21 protein-coding genes, 1 tRNA gene and 1 pseudogene are annotated in these 17,451 nt (G+C 65.0%); 12 read left to right on the forward strand and 11 right to left on the reverse strand.

Annotation, left to right across the window (positions count from 1 at the left end; genetic code table 11):
• Positions 1 to 19: 19 nt before the first annotated feature.
• Complete coding sequence (locus CWS35_RS06375) at positions 20 to 217, reverse strand: Trm112 family protein (RefSeq protein ID WP_018269337.1); 198 nt, start codon at positions 215 to 217, stop codon at positions 20 to 22.
• Between the two features lie 46 nt (positions 218 to 263).
• Positions 264 to 800 (reverse strand): TetR/AcrR family transcriptional regulator, encoded by a 537-nt coding sequence (locus CWS35_RS06380; RefSeq protein ID WP_024583107.1) that lies wholly within the window; start codon positions 798 to 800, stop codon positions 264 to 266.
• Positions 801 to 904: 104 nt separating this feature from the next.
• Here CWS35_RS06380 and CWS35_RS06385 point away from each other — a divergent pair, with 104 nt between their 5' ends.
• The 6 genes and pseudogenes from CWS35_RS06385 to CWS35_RS06405 all read left to right on the forward strand — a co-directional run bounded on the left by CWS35_RS06385 (position 905) and on the right by CWS35_RS06405 (position 5,492).
• Entirely contained in the window at positions 905 to 1,255 is a 351-nt protein-coding gene (locus tag CWS35_RS06385) for a hypothetical protein (protein ID WP_024583108.1), read from the forward strand.
• A gap of 12 nt (positions 1,256 to 1,267) precedes the next feature.
• Entirely contained in the window at positions 1,268 to 1,717 is a 450-nt protein-coding gene (locus CWS35_RS06390; protein ID WP_100951364.1) for a PaaI family thioesterase, read from the forward strand.
• Positions 1,718 to 2,082: 365 nt separating this feature from the next.
• Positions 2,083 to 4,098: pseudogene (locus tag CWS35_RS06395) on the forward strand (EAL domain-containing protein); the annotation flags it as partial.
• Positions 4,099 to 4,190: 92 nt separating this feature from the next.
• Complete coding sequence (locus CWS35_RS40565) at positions 4,191 to 4,415, forward strand: EAL domain-containing protein (protein WP_371682858.1); 225 nt, start codon at positions 4,191 to 4,193, stop codon at positions 4,413 to 4,415.
• 203 nt (positions 4,416 to 4,618) lie between these two features.
• Entirely contained in the window at positions 4,619 to 4,903 is a 285-nt protein-coding gene (locus CWS35_RS06400; protein WP_371412430.1) for a PepSY domain-containing protein, read from the forward strand.
• 34 nt (positions 4,904 to 4,937) lie between these two features.
• Positions 4,938 to 5,492, forward strand: coding sequence for a cytochrome b/b6 domain-containing protein (locus CWS35_RS06405; protein WP_100951366.1), 555 nt, complete (start codon positions 4,938 to 4,940; stop codon positions 5,490 to 5,492).
• A gap of 15 nt (positions 5,493 to 5,507) precedes the next feature.
• Here CWS35_RS06405 and CWS35_RS06410 read toward each other — a convergent pair whose 3' ends face one another.
• Together CWS35_RS06410 and trxA are read right to left on the reverse strand one after the other, a co-directional pair.
• Entirely contained in the window at positions 5,508 to 6,182 is a 675-nt protein-coding gene (locus CWS35_RS06410) for an LON peptidase substrate-binding domain-containing protein (RefSeq protein WP_100951368.1), read from the reverse strand.
• Positions 6,183 to 6,212: 30 nt separating this feature from the next.
• On the reverse strand, positions 6,213 to 7,133 hold the full coding sequence (trxA, locus tag CWS35_RS06415) for a thioredoxin (RefSeq protein ID WP_024583113.1): 921 nt from the start codon (positions 7,131 to 7,133) through the stop codon (positions 6,213 to 6,215).
• A 452-nt stretch (positions 7,134 to 7,585) separates the two neighbouring features.
• On the opposite strand from trxA, the gene CWS35_RS06420 reads away from it, so the two are divergent.
• Positions 7,586 to 7,660: transfer RNA gene (locus CWS35_RS06420), tRNA-Gly, on the forward strand.
• An 81-nt stretch (positions 7,661 to 7,741) separates the two neighbouring features.
• On the opposite strand, the gene CWS35_RS06425 is transcribed toward CWS35_RS06420, so the two are convergent.
• Together CWS35_RS06425 and CWS35_RS38810 are read right to left on the reverse strand one after the other, a co-directional pair.
• Positions 7,742 to 8,410 carry a hypothetical protein gene (locus CWS35_RS06425; RefSeq protein WP_157817078.1) on the reverse strand — a complete coding sequence of 223 codons (669 nt, stop codon included), beginning with the start codon at positions 8,408 to 8,410 and terminating at the stop codon, positions 7,742 to 7,744.
• 36 nt (positions 8,411 to 8,446) lie between these two features.
• A complete protein-coding gene (locus CWS35_RS38810; RefSeq protein ID WP_157817079.1) occupies positions 8,447 to 8,620 on the reverse strand; it encodes an NAD-dependent epimerase/dehydratase family protein in 174 nt (57 codons plus the stop codon).
• Between the two features lie 232 nt (positions 8,621 to 8,852).
• Between CWS35_RS38810 and CWS35_RS06430 the strand changes: the two genes are divergently transcribed.
• From CWS35_RS06430 to CWS35_RS06440, 3 genes are all read left to right on the forward strand, one after another.
• Positions 8,853 to 9,521, forward strand: a complete 669-nt coding sequence (locus CWS35_RS06430) for a DUF2865 domain-containing protein (protein WP_043855215.1) — start codon at positions 8,853 to 8,855, stop codon at positions 9,519 to 9,521.
• 271 nt (positions 9,522 to 9,792) lie between these two features.
• Positions 9,793 to 11,070 (forward strand): sorbosone dehydrogenase family protein, encoded by a 1,278-nt coding sequence (locus CWS35_RS06435; protein WP_024583115.1) that lies wholly within the window; start codon positions 9,793 to 9,795, stop codon positions 11,068 to 11,070.
• A 246-nt stretch (positions 11,071 to 11,316) separates the two neighbouring features.
• Positions 11,317 to 11,895, forward strand: coding sequence for a cytochrome c (locus tag CWS35_RS06440; protein WP_100951372.1), 579 nt, complete (start codon positions 11,317 to 11,319; stop codon positions 11,893 to 11,895).
• Positions 11,896 to 11,962: 67 nt separating this feature from the next.
• On the opposite strand, the gene panE is transcribed toward CWS35_RS06440, so the two are convergent.
• The 4 genes from panE to CWS35_RS06460 form a co-directional block, all read right to left on the reverse strand.
• Positions 11,963 to 12,883 carry a 2-dehydropantoate 2-reductase gene (gene panE, locus CWS35_RS06445; RefSeq protein ID WP_024583117.1) on the reverse strand — a complete coding sequence of 307 codons (921 nt, stop codon included), beginning with the start codon at positions 12,881 to 12,883 and terminating at the stop codon, positions 11,963 to 11,965.
• A 112-nt stretch (positions 12,884 to 12,995) separates the two neighbouring features.
• Positions 12,996 to 13,601 carry a 2-hydroxychromene-2-carboxylate isomerase gene (locus CWS35_RS06450; protein ID WP_024583118.1) on the reverse strand — a complete coding sequence of 202 codons (606 nt, stop codon included), beginning with the start codon at positions 13,599 to 13,601 and terminating at the stop codon, positions 12,996 to 12,998.
• A 112-nt stretch (positions 13,602 to 13,713) separates the two neighbouring features.
• Positions 13,714 to 15,063, reverse strand: a complete 1,350-nt coding sequence (locus CWS35_RS06455) for an MATE family efflux transporter (RefSeq protein ID WP_371682837.1) — start codon at positions 15,061 to 15,063, stop codon at positions 13,714 to 13,716.
• A 132-nt stretch (positions 15,064 to 15,195) separates the two neighbouring features.
• Complete coding sequence (locus CWS35_RS06460) at positions 15,196 to 15,783, reverse strand: DUF2239 family protein (protein WP_100951374.1); 588 nt, start codon at positions 15,781 to 15,783, stop codon at positions 15,196 to 15,198.
• Positions 15,784 to 15,914: 131 nt separating this feature from the next.
• Between CWS35_RS06460 and CWS35_RS06465 the strand changes: the two genes are divergently transcribed.
• A complete protein-coding gene (locus CWS35_RS06465) occupies positions 15,915 to 16,580 on the forward strand; it encodes a glutathione S-transferase family protein (RefSeq protein ID WP_100951376.1) in 666 nt (221 codons plus the stop codon).
• Between the two features lie 5 nt (positions 16,581 to 16,585).
• On the opposite strand, the gene CWS35_RS06470 is transcribed toward CWS35_RS06465, so the two are convergent.
• Positions 16,586 to 17,011 (reverse strand): hypothetical protein, encoded by a 426-nt coding sequence (locus CWS35_RS06470; RefSeq protein ID WP_024583122.1) that lies wholly within the window; start codon positions 17,009 to 17,011, stop codon positions 16,586 to 16,588.
• A gap of 104 nt (positions 17,012 to 17,115) precedes the next feature.
• Between CWS35_RS06470 and CWS35_RS06475 the strand changes: the two genes are divergently transcribed.
• Positions 17,116 to 17,451 (forward strand): GIY-YIG nuclease family protein, encoded by a 336-nt coding sequence (locus tag CWS35_RS06475; protein WP_100951378.1) that lies wholly within the window; start codon positions 17,116 to 17,118, stop codon positions 17,449 to 17,451.

Genomic DNA, 17,451 nt, shown 5'->3' on the forward strand with positions numbered 1-17,451 from the left:
CAGTTTTTCGGAACACACCCTAGTCGATCTTGCGCGCCTCTTCCGGCAACATGATCGGGATGCCGTCGCGGATCGGATAGGCGAGTTTCGCGGATCGCGAGATCAGCTCCTGCCGCGCGGCATCGAACTCCAGCGGCCCCTTGGTGATCGGGCACACCAGGATTTCGAGCAGTTTGGGATCGGCGGTGCTTTCGAGATGGTCGGTCGTGGAATTCATTGCGGTCTCCGGCTTCCCACCGTGTAGCATAGTCAAATGCAGGCTGTCAGCGCTTGGTCATGCGAAGCAGCTCGTCGATCGCCGCCTGTTGCTGCGCCTTCGGCAAGGTCTGCTCGGACAGCGCGTAGCCGATGAACGCCCAATAGAAGATCTGGGCGCGGCCGCGCGCCACGTCGTCGGGGAATCCGGTTTGCAGCAGCAGGGTCTCGATGTAGCCGATCCGGCGCCGGTCGACCTCGAGCACGGCGGCCCGCGTCGTCGCATCGACGGTCGCCCAGCTGCGCACTGCGCGTTCCAGCGCGAGCCGCGCCGAGAAGGTCCGGCGCAGCAACAGCGCCAGCGCGTCGGCGCCCTTCGGAACCGTCTCGAGCTCGGCGATCACCTGCTCGGCCGCGACCTCGCGCCAATGGCTGAGGATCGCGCTGCGGTAGGCGGCGATGTCGGCGAAATGCCAATAGAAGCTGCCGCGCGAGACGCCCATCGCCTTGGCCAGCGGCTCGGCCTTGAGCGCCGTGAAGCCGCGCTTCGCCAGCGTCTTCAGGCCCTGGTCGAGCCAGTCCTTGGCTGAGAGCTGTTCCGTCATGGTTTTCCGTTCGCGCCCGTCGACCATACACAAGTGTATTGACAGGCGCCAGCGACGGATGTTCTATCTGCACTGTCCATACAGTACTGTACGGAGGTGTCGCGATGCGTGATCTGTTGCTGCAAGGCGCCGGAGTGATCGCCATCCTGGTCAGCCTGATCCATGGCGTGCTCGGCGAGACCAAAATATTCGCGCGCGCCACGATCGAGCCGCCGCGACTGCGTTTCCTGCTCCATCTGGTCTATCAGGCGGGTACGGTGGCCTGGATCGGCGGCGGTGTGCTGCTGGTCGCTGCGCCCGCAATGGCGTCCGACGCCGCGCGGCACTGGATCGTGGTGACGCTCGGCATCGTGTTCGGCTTCGCCGCGCTGGCGAATGCAGTCGCGACCCGCTTCCGGCACTTCGGCTGGATGGCGATGAGCGCCGTCGTGGCGCTCGCGGTCGCCGGCTATTAGCGGAGGGCAACCATGACGAATGATCGTGTCGGCCAGGGCGTCTCCAACGGTGCGGGATTCGATCTGGAGCGTTTGATTGCGACCAATGCGTCGGCGGCGTTCAATCGGCTTGTCGGCCTCGAAGTCGTCTGCGCCGGTACCGGTGAAGTCGAGCTGCGCATGCCGTGGCGCGACGATCTCACCCAATATGCGGGGCACCTGCATGCCGGCATGATCGCGGCTCTGCTCGATACCGCATGCGGCTTCGCCGCTGCGTCGATCGTAGGCTCGGTCACCGCATCGCATTTCTCGATGAACTGTCTGAGGCCGGCCGTGGGCCGCTGCCTCGTTGCCAAAGGCACCACGTTGCGTGCCGGGCGCCGGCAGGTTTTTGCGCGCGCCGAATTGTTTGCGGAGAACGAGCAGGGCGAGCTATCGCTGGTCGCAACCGGAGAGACCGTGCTCGTACCGCTCGAGGCTTGAAGCAACGCGAAGTGATGCGGCTACAGAATTTATGGAGCCATCAATTTCCGTGTGGAATCGGCTTACGCGCGGATAACCATGCGACCAAAAGTTGCAGAAAATTATCGAGACGACAATTCAATCGGCCTAGCTTGTCGGCACGGACAACCATGGACCGATGCATGTTTCGCGTTCTTACGTGTCTTTCAGGTGAGCATGACTGGCGGCTCGTTTTGCTCGCCGGACTGGTCTGCTTCGTCGCCAGCATTGTCGCCGTCAACATCTTCCATCGCGCGATCGCATCGCAGGCGCGGACGCGGCTGATCTGGATCGCGATCGCGGGGGCTGCGATCGGCTACGGCATCTGGGCCACGCATTTCATTGCCATGCTCGCCTACGAGCCCGGCGTCCCGACCGGCTACGGCATCTCGCTGACCGCGCTGTCGCTCGCCGTGGCGATGATGCTGACCTCATGCGGCCTCGGCCTCGCCGCCAGCGATTCGAGCGGCGGCTGGCGTGCACCGGTCGGCGGCGCCGTGATCGGCATCGGCATCGCCAGCATGCACTATCTCGGAATGTGGGCACTCGAAGTGCCGGGCCGTGTGGTCTGGTCGACCGATCTCGTGGCGGCCTCCATCGCGTTCGGCATGCTGTTCGGCTACGCCGCGCTGTCGGTCGCGGTCCGCCACCAGGATCGCTGGATGTCGCTCGTCGCGGCGGTGCTGCTGACGCTTGCGATCGTGTCGCATCATTTCACCGCGATGGGCGCGGTCGAGATCGTCCCGGATCCGTCGTTGAGTCCGGAAGCGATGTCGCTCTCGCCGGCGTTCCTTGCCATCGTGATCGCGGGCGTCGCGCTCTCGGTGCTCGGAATGAGCCTGGTCGGCGTGCTCGCGGACCGCCGGCTGGCGCTGCGCACCCACCGCTTCGAGGAGATCATCAGCCAGCTGTCGCTGGCGCGACAACAGGTCGAGGCGTCGCAGAAGGAGCTGGAGGAGCAGAGGCTCCGGCTCGACACTGCGATCAACCACATGGGGGAGGGGCTCTGCATGTTCGATGCGGAGAAGCGCCTCGTCGTGTGCAACGAACGCTACGCCAAGATGTACCGGCTGCCGCCCGAATTGCTGCTGCCCGGCACCGCGCATCGCGAGATCATCACGCATCGGATCGCCAACGGCGTCCTCAAGGGCGAGACCAGCGACAGTGCCGCGACCCAGGTGCTGGCGACATTGAATGCGTTGCCGGCCGACCAGATCAGCAGCCGGGTCGACGAGCTTGCCGACGGCCGCCTGATCTGCGTGACGCGGCACCCGATGCCCGGCGGCGGCTGGGTGGCGACGCACCGCGACGTCACCGAGCAGCGGCGCTCCGAGGCCAAGATCACCTACATGGCGCAACACGACGCGCTGACCGACCTGCCGAACCGCGTGCTGCTCAAGGAGGGGATGGAGCAGGCGCTCTCCGGCGCGAGATGCGGCGGACCAAGCCTTGCAGTGCTGATGCTCGATCTCGATCGCTTCAAGGAGGTCAACGACACGCTCGGGCATCCGGCGGGCGATGCGCTGCTCAAGTCGGTGGCCGCACGGTTGCGCAGATGCGTCGGCGACACCACGCTGGTCGCGCGGCTCGGCGGCGACGAGTTCGCTGTCATCGACTACGTCACCGATCCGGTTGCGGAAGCCGGCGTGCTTGCCGAGAAGATCAGAAAGGCGCTCAGCGAGCCGATCGATCTCGGCCACCACCGGGTGAGCACCAGCACCAGCATCGGCATCGCGATCGCGCCGCGCGACGGCACCGATTCGGACGAGATCCTGCGCAGCGCCGACCTTGCGCTCTACTCGGCCAAGAGCGGCGGGCGCGGCTCGTTCCGTTTCTTCGAGCCGGAGCTCGACCGGTTGCTGCAATCCCGCCGCGGCCTCGAGCGCGACATGCGCAGCGCGCTCGCCAACGGCGAGTTCGAGTTGCACTATCAGCCGTTCATCCATGTCGCGAGCGGCGAGACCTGCGGCTTCGAGGCGCTGTTGCGCTGGCATCACCCGCAACGCGGCATGGTGTCGCCGGCGCAGTTCATCCCGCTGGCGGAAGAGACCGGCCTGATCGTGCCGCTCGGGGAATGGGTGATACGTACCGCCTGCGCCGAAGCCGCCAAATGGCCCGACGATCTCAAGATCGCGATCAACCTGTCACCGGTGCAGTTCAGGAGCCCGGAGCTGGTGCCGGTGATCGTGCAGGCGTTGGCAAACGCCGGAGTTTCGCCTGACAAGCTCGAGCTCGAGGTCACCGAGACGGCGATCATCCAGGACAGCGAAGCGGTGTTTGCAGCGCTCAGCCAATTGCACGATCTCGGGGTACGGATCGCGCTCGACGATTTCGGCACCGGCTACTCGTCGCTGAGCTTCCTTCAGAAGTTTCCGTTCGACAAGGTCAAGATCGACCGCAGCTTCGTCTCCGAACTCGCGGGGCAACCGACGAGTCGCGCAGGATCGCGCGTGCGATCGTTCGGTTCGCGGTCAGCCTCGGCAAGACGACGACGGCCGAAGGCGTCGAAACCAGGGAGCAGCTCGACATTCTCCGCGCGGATTCCTGCGTCGAAGTGCAGGGCTTCCACTTCAGCCCGCCGGTCCAGAGCGAGAAAGTCGCGCAAATGATCGGTGGACGGGCCGTGGCGGCCGCCGAACGTCCGGTGGTTCGCCTCGCAATGGCGGGTGCCGCGTCCTGATCGGGTGCGGATGAGGCGTAAGGCCGCAGCCGAGCGGCAAAACCGGATTGCGCGTGGAGATCAAAGCGGTTTTCGCGACCGCTAGAATGGCTCTAAAGCGCCGCGCAAACCGCGCTTGCTTGACTTGGCGATCACCGCAGTTTTGCTCACGCATGTGTCCGGGCGCGATGGCGCTATCGGGCATCATCGTCAATGGAGGGGAGATCCGCGTGAGAATTATCTTGAGCGCTGCGCTTGCAGCCTGTGTGCTCGGACTGGCGGGGTCGGCGGCGCTGGCCGACGGCTACAAGGATTGCACCAAGCTCGACAAGGCGTCGTGGAAGCCGGCGAGCGATGCCGAAGCCAAGGCCAAGGCCGCCGGCTACGAGGTACGCCGCTCGAAGATCGAGGGCTCCTGCTACGAGGTGTATGGCGTCAAGGAAGGCAAGCTCTACGAGCTGTTCTACAGCCCGGAGGATCTCAGCCTGAAGCACACGATCGCCAAGTGAACGGCCAAGTGAGCCACCGAGTGAAGCAGGCGCGATGACGAAGGCGGCGCCGGGTGCCCGCGGCGCGGCCAGCGTGCAGGTCTGGGACCTGCCGCTGCGGCTCTGGCACTGGGCGCTCGCCATCCTTGTCCTGATCGCATGGCTGACGCCCAATACCTATGACCGGCTGCACCGGATCGCGGGTTATGCGGTGATCGGGCTCTTGGCGTTCCGGCTGATCTGGGGCTTTGCCGGCACGCGCCATGCGCGTTTCGGCAGGCTCGGTGTCCGGCTGCGCGCCGCACCGCGTTACATCTGGAATCTGCGCCGCGGCATCGCCGGCTGCTATATCGGGCTCAACCCCGCCGGCACCGCGATGCTGGTGACGCTGCTGCTGTTGCTCGCGGTCTCGGCGATCACGGGGGCGATGGCGGTCACCGTGACCTTCTTCGGCGTGTGGTGGGTCGAGGATACCCATGCCTACGCCTCGGATGCGGTCATCATCCTGGTGGGGCTGCACGTGCTCGGCGTCATCGTGGTCGGCTTGCTACAGCGTCAGAACCTGGTGCGCGCGATGTTCACGGGACGCAAGCGGCTGCGCAATCGCTGATCGCGAAGCCGGAGGCTACTGCACCGGCGGGTCGCCCGACGTGCGCTTCTTGGCGAGGTCCATTTCGGTGACCGCGATCAGGATCTCGGCGCGGGTCTTCAGGTCGGGCGCCTCGAGCATCGCCTGCTTCTCGGCCGGACCATAGGGCGACATCATCGCCAGCGCGTTGACCAGCGCCTCGTTGGGCGCGGATTCGATGCCGTCCCAGTCGACCTTCAGATTGTTGGCTTCGAGGAAATCGGCGAGCACCTCGAGCAGCGCCTTGCGGTCGACGGCGTCTTCGCCCTTGCGCGCGGTGAAGTCGCCGGTGAACGAGAAGAAATCGACCTTGCACTGCCGGTACGGGGTCTGCACGGTCAGCTCCTCGACCACCTTGAAGCGCGCGACGCCGGTCAGTTCGAGGATGTAGCGGCCGTCGCCAGATTCGGCGAGCTGGGTGATGCGGCCGACGCAGCCGATGCGGAACAGCGCCGGCCTCGCCTCCTTGTGCGAATGCGCGACGTCGGGCTGGATCATCCCGATCAGGCGATGACCGTCGCGCAGCGCGTCGTCGATCATCGCGAGATAGCGCGGCTCGAAGATGTTGAGCGGCATCTGGCCGCGCGGCAACAGCAGCGCGCCGGGCAGCGGGAACACCGGGATCACCTCCGGCAGCTCGCCGGGCCCGCGATATTCGGCATTGATCGGCATTTGCGGTCCCGCTGCTGTGACGGGCGAATCTTACGAGAACAGGATGGTCGACAACCGCCTGCGCCCCTCGACGGTTGCTTCATCGGTGCCGCCCCACGCCTCGAAGAACTGCACCAGCTGCTTGCGCGCGCCGTCGTCGTTCCACTTGCGGTCGCGCTTGACGATGGCGAGCAGCTGCTCGGTCGCTTCAGTGCGCTTGCCCATCGCATTGAGCGCGGTTGCGAGATCGAACCTGGCCTGATGATCGAGCGGGTTTGCGGCGACTTTCTGTTCCAGCTCCGCGATCGGGCCGACCGACTGCGCCTGCTCGGCGAGCTCGATCGCCGTCTGCACCGCCTTCACCGCGGCGTCGTTGCGCTTGGATTCCGGGACCATCGCGAGCGTCTGCTTGGCCTGCTCCACCGCACCCGACGTCATGTAGCATTTGGCGAGGCCGGCGAGGGCTGCGATGTTGGTGGCGTCGTGCGCCAGCACCTCGGCATAGATCTGCGCGGCCGCCTCGGCGTCGCCCTCGGCGAGCACGGCGTCGGCCTCGGCCAGGATCTCGGTCAGATTGGGCTCGCCGGCGGCCGGAACGCCCTTGGTGATCTTGTCGATGAAGGCGTTGAGCTGGCTCTCCGGCACCGCGCCCATGAAGCCATCGGCGGGCTGGCCGTTGACGAAGGCGATCACGGCCGGGATCGACTGGATGCCCATCTGGCCCGGGATCTGCGGGTGGTCGTCGATGTTCATCTTGACCAGCTTGACCCGGCCCTTGGCGTTGCGGACCGCCTTTTCAAGCATCGGCGTGAGCTGACGGCACGGACCGCACCAGGGCGCCCAGAAGTCGATCAGCACCGGCTGACGGCGCGATTCCTCGATGACGTCCTTGACGAAGGTCTGGGTCGTCGTCTCCTTGATCAGATCGGGCGCTGCCTGGGGCGTGGGGCCGCCCTGCTCCATTATCGTCACGTTGTCCTCGCCTGGTCGTCTGAGGTCAAAAATTATGGGGGCGTTCTAGCACGCTCCGCACGGCCGGTTCAGCCGTTCTGTCAGGCTAGAGCATGATCCCGGAAGAGTGGGAACCGGTTTTCCGCAAGATCACGCCCAGTAAATGGCGGTCAGTCGGCAAATTTCAATCGCCGGCCGCCCGGCCGGGTTCGATCGGGGACTCCGGATTTCAACGCCATCCCACCGGGTGGACCTCGGCTCGAATCGCCCCGGAACGAGATCGCTTTGCGGCCCGTTCCGGCGGAAGCGCAAAAAGAAATCCAGCAGGATCGTCAAATTCGGTCGATTCGGGGTCAATTTTTAAGGAAACCACCCGATTTCGTGAGTCCCGGACCGCGCTCTTGTGTTGCATTCGCGAGCGGCTTTTGGCATAGGTCTGCCGTTGTCGGCGAGCGATCGCCGCCATTTCGGACGCGGGTGTAGCTCAGTGGTAGAGCACGACCTTGCCAAGGTCGGGGTCGAGGGTTCGAGCCCCTTCGCCCGCTCCAAACATCTCGCTGACCGAATATCTCGCTGACACAGCTGACAATCTGATGAAGGCCCGCCCGTCGAAGCGGGCTTTTTTGTTGTCAGGTATCGGCAGCGATCGCTGCTTCGGGGTCGAGATGTCTTGGCTGCCAGCCGAGGTCGTGCCGGGCCTTCGTGCCGCTCAGGCGCTGGTCGAGCGCGTAGCCCCGCGCCCACTCTCCGAGCTCAGCCGCGATCGCGTCGGCGGAAACGATCACCGGGTCTTGCGGCTTGCCGGATCGTCGCGCGAATGCACGGGCGATCCGCCCGACCGGGTGGCCTTCGATCGCAGCGCCGATAAAGCTTGATCGCGCCGGGGCGCGGTCGAGTGCAAGCGCGTAGAGCGTCGCCAGATCATGACTATGCACCAGCGGCCAGCGCACGCTCTCGCCGCCGACGACACGGATCGCGGCGCCCTTACATGCTTCATGCGCAAAGCGCCGGAAGACGCCGCCAGCGGCCTCATAGACCATCGCGGGATGAACGACGATGCCGTGGAGCTCGCGTGAGATCAGGACGCGCTCGAGATGCGGCAACATCCACGCAAAGGCGGGCAGCGGGGCCAGCGTCGCGCTCTCGTTCGCGACGACGTCGCCCGTCGGGCCGAACAACCAGCAGCCACCGGTGTAGATGAACCGAATCCGGCCCGATGGCGTCGCAAGCGCTGGCAACAGCGCGTCGAGCAGACGCCGTTCGATCGCCCCCATATCGGACGAAAAATCACAGGCCATGTGAATCACCGCGTCGACGTCGGGAAGCCGCGCGACCTATGTGTCCGGCGTGGCGATGTCGCCGGCCATCACGGCGGCGCCGCGTGCGGCAAGCCTGGCCGCCGCGGCGTCCGACCGAGCCAATCCAAGGACGCGGTGGCCGCGGGCGATCAGCTCGCACACCACCGCAGAACCAATGACGCCGGTCCCCCCCGTGACGAATACCCGCATCTGGGACCTCCCGCTCCACCACCGATCAAGCGTCGGCTCCGGACGGTATTGCGCCGCACCACAACCGACATGCATCGTTCGTCCGTGGCGGCGGCCTTTCGTTAACCGTCAAACCGCCGGTTCGTAAAACTGATAGAAATCTGTGTTGCTGTCGACGTCGAGGGCCGGCGCGAGACGGCCGCCCGCTCACCTTTCGGCCCGGCAGCAAGTGCAAGCAACCGCAAGAAATTGAATGATCGGTTGGACCCCAGCTTCCGGATTGAACCGCCGTCTGGCTCGCGCGGGCGTTGCTGTGCTGGTCGTGATCGTTGGCGGCTGGGCATGTCCGCCGGCTTCAGCGCAGCAATTGCCGAGCGACTCGGCCTACACTCCGGCGCCCAATTTCTTTGCCATGCCCGGCTTTGCGCCGGCGCCTGAGTTTGAGCCCGCCGAGCAACCGCGGCGGCGGGTCTACATCACGACGCGATCGGGCGGCGGCTGGCGCAACTTCTGCGTCAGGACCTGTGATGGCCGCTTCTTCCCGCTGCCGCAGGTGAGCGAGGCGGTGGATGTCAGGGCGTGCGAGGCCGCCTGCCCCGCCGCCGAGGTGAAGCTGTATTCCGGCTCCGACATCGACAGCGCCCGAACCGAAGCGGGCGAGACCTACAAGGCGCTGGCGAATGCCTTCCGCTTCCAGCGCGAGATCGTGCCGCAATGCACGTGCAACGCCAGTGCGTCGACCGGCCTGTCGCCGATCGCGATCGAGGACGACATGACGTTGCGGACCGGCGACATCGTCGCCGCCGATGACGGCTTCAAGATCGCGGCGATCTCCGGCGGGCAGCGCCGCAGCGTTTTGTTCAGGCCGCTGTCGAAGGCCAAGGCGCAAGCGCTCGGTCTCGCGCGCCTCTCGGCGCGTTAGCGGCGATTCCGAGCGTTAGCTTCATTCGAATATTACGCCGCAGTGCAGAATGCCTTGTTATCAGGCAGCGTGTGCGGGAAAATTTCGTTTCAAATTTCGTCTCAACTTGTTTTGACGCAGCGCACACTGCTGCATGCGCTTTTCAGCGTCGATGGATGTGCTACCATTTTGCCGTCTGACCTACCTCACAGACCGCGCCAACCACCATCTCTCAGGGCGTTCAAAATCAATAACAGGCAAGCTGCAACGGCTTGCATAGGGGAGTGACTCGATGAAATCAGCTTTCAATCGATCAATACTTGCGTTCGCGGCGATCGCGCTGCTGGCGGGGAGCACCTTCGCCAATGCGCAGCAACAGACCGACAAGAGCCGCGCGCTGAAGAAATACGAATCCGGCAACAAGGAATTCTGGACCCATCCGCCGGATGACTGGTTCCTCGGCGACGAGACCGAAGCGCAGAAGGGCCTTGCCCCGCCGTCCGGTCCGCCGACCGGCGCCTCCGACGCCGAACTCGCCACCATGATGAAGAAGATCAAGCTGCCGCCGGGCTTCAAGATCGAGGTCTATGCCTCGAACGTGCTCGCGGCGCGGCAGATGGCCTGGGGAGACAAGGGCACGCTGTTCGTCGGCTCGTTCGGCCTCGGCAACGTCTACGCGATCAAGGACAACAACGGCAAGAAAGAGGTCAAGACCATCCTCAAGGGCCTCAACATGCCGACCGGCCTCGCCTTCCGCGACGGCGCGCTCTACGTCATCGCGGTCGACAAGCTGATCAAGTACGACAACGCCGAGGCCAATCTCGACAATCTCGGCCAGGGCAAGGTGGTGTATGACGACATGCCGTCCTATGCGGCGCATGGCTGGAAGTACATCGCCGTCGACAAGGACGGCTGGTTCTACATTCCGTTCGGACCGCCCTTCAACATCGGCATCCCGCCGACCTCGGTGTCGCAGATCCGCCGCGTCGATCCCAAGACCGGCAACGCGGAGATCTGGGCGCTCGGCGTGCGCAACTCGGTCGGCGGCGACGTCGATCCGCGCACCGGCAAGTACTGGTTCACCGAAAACGCCCGTGACTGGATCAGCGACGATCTGCCGAGCGACAAGCTCAACATGATCTCGAAGATCGGCGAGCATTTCGGCTATCCCTATTGCCACCAGGGCAATTTGCCGGACACCAAGTTCGCGATGGGTCACAAGTGCTCGGAGTTCACCCCGCCGGTCTACAATCTCGGCGCGCACGTGGCTCCGCTCGGCATGAAGTTCTATACCGGCAGCCAATTCCCGGCCGATTACAAGAACGCGATCCTGATCGCCGAGCATGGCTCCTGGAACCGGCACAAGTACCAGGGCGGCCGCATCGTGAAGATCACCGCGAGCCCGGACGGCAAGAATGCCAAGCAGGAAATCTTCGCATCCGGCTGGATCGAGGGTGACCAGGGCTATCTCGGCCGTCCCGCCGATATCCTGCTCGACAAGGATGGCTCCATCCTCGTCGCCGACGACTGGGCCGGTGCGATCTATCGCATCAGCTACAGCAAGAAGTAACAGCTGAACGCATTGAGGGGCTGCGGTGGCCGTGAGGCATCCGCAGCCTCTGTTGCGATCAACCGCGGAACCACCTCCTCATGCCCGGACTTGCCGCCTTCGCCGAGGCTACGGCGTGCCTCAGACCGAGGCCTCGTCGAAGCCTTGGCGAAGACGGGATCCGGGCATCCATCCCAACAAGAACCCTTTAGCAAGCACGATGGGTTGCCGGGCTGAGCCAGGCAATGACAGCCGGAGAAACTGACAATGCGTCATGCGTCGCTCGGAATTCTGTCAGCGGCCATCCTGCTGGCATCGTCGGCCCAGGCCGCCGACGTCGCCGCCGGTAAGGAGAAAGCCGAAATCTGCGCCGGCTGTCATGGCGACAACGGCATCTCGCAGACCGAGAACATTCCCTCGCTGGCGGGCCAGCTCGATCAGTTCATTCAATGGCAATTGGTGTTCTTCCGCGCCGGCGCGCGCAAGAACGAGCAGATGCAGCCGATCGTCGAGCAGCTCAACAACGAGGATATCCGCAATCTCGGCGCCTATTTCGCGTCGCTGCCGCCGTTCAAGGGCGGTAAGGACGACAATCCCGACTTGTCCGAAAAGGGCAAGCAGGCCGCCGCCGGCCGCCGCTGCGCGTCATGCCATGGCGACACCTTCGCCGGCACCAAGGCGGTGGCCCGCATCGCCGGCCAGCGCGAGGAATATCTCGTCAAGGCGCTGCACGACTACAAGTCGGGCGTCCGCTCCGGCGGCGCGCAGGCCGCGATGGCCGATGTGGCCTATCCGCTGAGCGACGAGGAGATCACCGCGCTGGCGCATTACCTGGCGCATTTGTAGCGGCAAAAACGGTGTCGCCCCGGCCGGGTGCGCAATTGCGCGCTCGGCCGGGACGACGCCGGTGATATTACGCCTGCCGCTGCTTCTCATACGCCTTGAGATGCGTGTAGGCGGTGCGCAGCTTCGGCACCGGGATCTTCGCCGCATCCGCGCGCACGATCAGGTCGCCGATCACGTGATCGGCCTCGACCGGCAGCCCGGCCTTGATGTCGCGGAACATCGATGCGGTCATCGGCGAGCCCTCGGTGGTCAGCAGCCCGCGGGTGCGCTGGAAGAACGGGCCGCCGGGTTGATGACCGGCAGCGGCGGCGATCGCGCTGCATTCGTCGAGGATGCCGAGCAGGAAGTCCTTGCCGCCGGGCGCGGCCAGGATGTTGCCGACCGAGGTCCGCATCAGACTGGTGGAGGCGGCGAGCGATGCCAGGAACACCCACTTCTCCCACATGTCCTGCATGATGTGCTCGCTGGCGGCCGCGCCATTGATTGCGGAGAAGGTCTCCGCGATCGCGCGCACCCGGTCCGACGTCCCGCCGGCACGTTCGCCGAAATTCAGCCCCTGCATCGGTTGCAGCTGCACCACCTCGCGCTTCTCGTTCAAGGTCGCCGCGATCGCACAGAGCCCGCCGAGCACGTGCTGGGCGCCGAATGTCTTGTCGAGCGCATCGAGATGCAGCATGCCGTTGAGCAACGGGATGATCGCGGTCTGGTCGCCGACCGCTGGCGCAAACGACTTGATCGCGTCCTCGAGATCGAACGCCTTGCAGCTCAGCAGCACGACGTCGAACTTGTCCGACAGCCGGTCGGCCTGCACGGTCGGCGGATTGCTCAGCGTGACATCGCCGTTCGGGCTCTTGATCACGAGCCCGGCGGAGGCGAGCTCGGCGGCGCGGCGGGGACGCACCAGGAAAGTGACGTCGCGGCCGGCCTGAAGCATCCGGCCGCCGAAGTAACCGCCGATCGCACCGGCGCCGACCACGAGAACGCGCATGGGAATTTGTCCTTCTTTGTTGTTGCCCGGAAGCCAGGGGCGAATGGGGAATGGCGAATAAATAGGGATCTGAACCGGCTATTCGCTACTCGCTATTCGCCGTCAGCTCATCTCACTTTCCCGACACCAATTCCTCGACTTCGCGCAGCTGCTCCTTGCCGAAGAAGATCTCCTTGCCGACGAAGAAGGTCGGTGAGCCGAATGCGCCACGCTCCACGGCGTGCTGGGTGTTTTCGATCAGCTTCGCCTTGACGTCGGCATCCTGCGCACGCGCGAACAGCTTGGCCGCATCGAGCCCGGAGGAGGCGATGGCTTTGCCGGCGATCTCGGGATCGTCCATCTTCTTCGGTTCGACCCACATGTGATGGAAAGCGGCCTCGATATATCTCTCGTAAACGCCCTCGAGCTGGGCGGCGACCGCCGCGCGCATCAGGTTCAGCGTGTTGACCGGGAAGAACGGGTTCCAGGTGTAGGGCTTGACGCGGAAGCGCTTGAGGAAGCGCTCGGTCTCGATCTTCATGAAATCGGGCTTGTTCTTGACGCCGGCCAGCGTCTCGGCCGGCGACTTGTTGTTGGTGGCCTTGAAGATGCCGCCGAGCAGGATCGGTACATACTCGAACTTGACGCCGGTGCGCTGTTCGATCGCCGGGATCGCCTCATGGCTGAGGAACGCGTTGGGGCTGCCGAAATCGAACAGGAATTGCGGATTTTGGCTCACGGCGGTCTCTCCCTCGGTCTTGTCTGGTATGGGCCTGGTGTAGCATGGACCTGCTGCGGCAGGTGCCATTCGTAGAATATGATAATCATCATGTGAGCCGCCGCGCGCGATGTCAAATCAGCCGCGTGACGGTCTGCTTGCGCCATACCAGCGTGTAATAGGCCATCTGCAACAGGAACATGGTTGCAAAGGTCACCGGATAGGCGATCCAGATGCCGCTGATCCCGATGGCGCGGCTGAGCAGGATCGCGACCGGCACCTCGACCACCGCGATCACCAGGGTCGAGATCAACAGCGGCATCCACACCGTGCCGCCGGCGCGCATCGCGCCGGAAAATACCGTCGCCATGCCGAACAGCACCATGCTCCACAGCACGATGTACAGCAGCTGCTGTGCCAGCGCGAGCACGGCGGGATCGACGATGAAGAAGCCCATCAAGGGTCGCGCGAACAGATAGCCGAGCACCACCAGTCCGCCGGTCAGCCACAGGTTCATCTCGAGCCCGGTCCTGACGATGGCACCGACCTGGCCCGGCTCGCCGCGGCCGATCGCCTGCGCGCCGAAGATCGAGGTCGTGATCGCGATCGAGATCGCCGGGAACTGGACATAGCCGATCACCTGGTTGACCGCGCCATAGGCGGCGGTGGCATCCGAGCCGAAGCCGTTGACGAGGCCGAGCAGCACCAGCTCGGCGAGTGAGACCACCACCATGCCGATCGCGGTCGGAATGCCGAGCCGTAGCACGATGCGCAGCAGGGCGCCGTTCGGCCGCATTGCGCGCAGGAAGGCGGCGTCGAAGGCGAGTGCATGCTTGTGCCGCAGCATGTGGACATGCAGCCACAGCAGCGTCACGACGCCCGAGACAGTGGAGGCAACGGCCGCGCTGGCGACGCCCAGCATCGGCAGGCCGAGCCAGCCACGGATCAGCGCCGGCGTCACCACGAGGCCGGTGATGGTCGAGACCGTCAGCGCAACCAGCGGCGTCACGGTGTCGCCGACGCCGCGCATCATCGCCGTCAGCAGCAGGAACGCGAAGGTGATGGGCATGCTGATCATCATGATCCGAGCATAGGACACCGCCGCGTCGAGCACGTCAGGCGGCGTCGCAAGCGCGACCAGGAGCGGCCGCGTGAACAGGCCGCCCAATATCGCGATCGCAACGGCCAGCAGCAGCGTCACGGTCATGGTGGTGCCGGCGACCGCCTTGACCCGATCGGGTTCGTTGGCGCCCCAGGCCTGGCCGATCATGACGGATGCGCCGGCACTGAGACCGATCACGAATGCGATGAAGAAGAACATCACCGGAAAGAACACCGAGACGGCCGCCAGCGCGTCGACGCCGATCATCTGGCCGAGATAGACGCCGTTGACGGTGCCGAACAATGACTGGAGCACGTTGCTCAGCAGCATCGGCGCCAGGAAGGACAGGAAGGCTTTGCGCAGGGAGGGAGGTGTGGACACGTTCAATTTCCAAAAACTGGACCGCTCAGACGGTCGTGCATCTCAGGCCAGGCGGCACACACCGCCGTCGTCGCTGCCTTCGCAGGGACGACATCTCGTTCGAGGTTACTCGTCCAGTCTGTTCAAAACGCGCTAGTCCGCTTGATCGCTATGGGCGAGCGCGATCACGTGGTCACGGATATCGGCCGGCCAGTCCGCGATCAGGGTCGCGAAGTGGCGCCGGTCGTGCGCGAACAGCGCGCGGATCGCGTCCTCGTAATGCGGCCGGTTGCCGCCCATTGTCGTCATGAAGCGATAGGCCGCTTCCTGCGCGCTGCGCGTGCGATCCTTGTCGCCGCTGGCGCGCCGCGCCTCGTCGACCAGTTTGCGGATCGCAACCGACGCGCCGCCCCTCTGTTGCGCGAGCCAGTCCCAGTGCCGCGGCAACAGCGTGATCTCGCGCGCCACGACGCCGAGCTTCGGACGGCCAGGGCCGCGCGGCGCAACGGGCGCGGCGGGTTCCTCGTCACTGCGCGGCGCGAGCTTCGGCAGACGGGCCAGCACGTCGTCGACCGAGCCGCGGAAGTCGATATCGACCAGCGCCGAGGTGCGGCCGTTGAACACCAGGATCGCGGCGTCCTTGCGCTGGTCGAGCAATTGCTTGACGGCGCGGGCAACGTCGCTGAGCTCGCCGGCCGCGATGCGGTGCTCCTTTTCGAAGGCGATATAGGCTGGGGTCATTGCAGGCCTCCCTGGCAGCACGGCATATTGCCCGGGTAATTTCCAATGATCCAGGCGCGTGCATCTCGACTTTCCTGCGTCGGGCTGGCACCAAGCGCCGCTCGACCGCGCTGACATTGCAGAGGACGCCCATGCTGACGGTTCACCATCTCAACAATTCCCGCTCGCAGCGCGTGCTGTGGCTGCTCGAGGAATTGGGCGTGCCCTACGAGATCGTGCGCTATCAGCGACAGCCCGACATGCGGGCGCCGAAGGAGCTCCGCGCGATCCATCCGCTCGGCAAGTCGCCTGTCGTCACCGACAATGGCAACACCATCGCGGAATCCGGCGCGATCCTCGAATACGTCATTGCGACCTACGGCAATGGCCGCCTGATCCCGCAAGCCGATACGCCGGAGCGGCTGCGCTACACCTATTGGCTGCACTATGCCGAGGGCTCGGCGATGACGCCGCTGCTGCTCAAGCTGCTGTTCACGTTGATGCCGAAACGGGCGCCGGCGCTGTTGCGGCCGCTGGTGCGCAAGGTCTCGAACCAGGCGCTGTCCACGCTGGTCAATCCGCAGCTCAAGCAGCATATGGCCTATTGGGAAAGCGAACTCGGCAAGAGCGAGTGGTTCGCCGGCCACGACTTCTCTGGTGCCGACATCCAGATGAGCTTCCCGCTCGAGGCTGCCGCCGCGCGCGGTGGGCTCGAGGCGGGCCATCCCCGCTGCGTCGCGTTCCTCGAGCGCATCCACGCGCGCCCGGCCTATGCGCGGGCGCTGGAGAAGGGCGGACCGTACGAGGTCGGTCGATAACGCGGTCATCGCGGCAGCTCGACCAGCGGCAGCAGCCGCGAATCCGCCAGCGCCGCGGTGCGATGTCCGATCCCGGCGAGGTAGGCCTCCGCCACCGCGAAGGCGAGGAACGCGCCGCGGCTTTTTTGCCGGATCAGCATCGCGCGATCCCAGCGCTCGCCTTCGGGCCCGATCAAGAGCGGGCCGCCATTCCCCATGAATAGGATGTCGCCGCCGCTCTTCCGCAAGTGCGGGAGGGTGTGCGCGACATAGCGGTCGTATGCCTCCGCGCCTGATATCGGCTGCGGCGGGGCCAGCTCGGGGCTTTGCGAATAATCGGCGATCTCCCGGAAGCGCAACAGATTGAGCATCACCAATTCGCCTGCGATCTCGCGCTGGGCGAAGTCGCGTCCGGCATTCCAGGTCGGCTCGAGATAGCAGGCGGTGTCCATGGCGGTCGTCTCACGAGGTGCGGATGGTCTTTTTTACCCGGGCATAATTGTGTTGTCAATAATACCCGGATATAAATAGTCTGACCGAGACGACAGGAGCCGCGATGAAGACCGAGGACCGCAAGCAAGCCATTGCCGACTACAAGAAGCGCGCGAGCGTTGCCGGCGTGTTCGCGATCCGCTGCCGCGCGACGGGGGAGGTCTGGGTCGGGCAGGCGCCCGATCTCGACAAGATCCAGAACCGGATCTGGTTCACGCTGCGGATGGGCAGCCACCGCAATACCGGATTGCAGCGCGCCTGGACGGCGCATGGCGCGGAAAGCATGTCGCTTGAAACGCTGGAGCGGATCGAGGACGAGGAGCTCGCCTACGTGCGCGACACGCTGCTCAAGGAGCGCGTGGCGCATTGGCGCGAGCAGCTGAAGGCGTCTGCGCTGTAG

It is taken from the genome of Bradyrhizobium sp. SK17, from assembly GCF_002831585.1.
Lineage (GTDB): Bacteria > Pseudomonadota > Alphaproteobacteria > Rhizobiales > Xanthobacteraceae > Bradyrhizobium.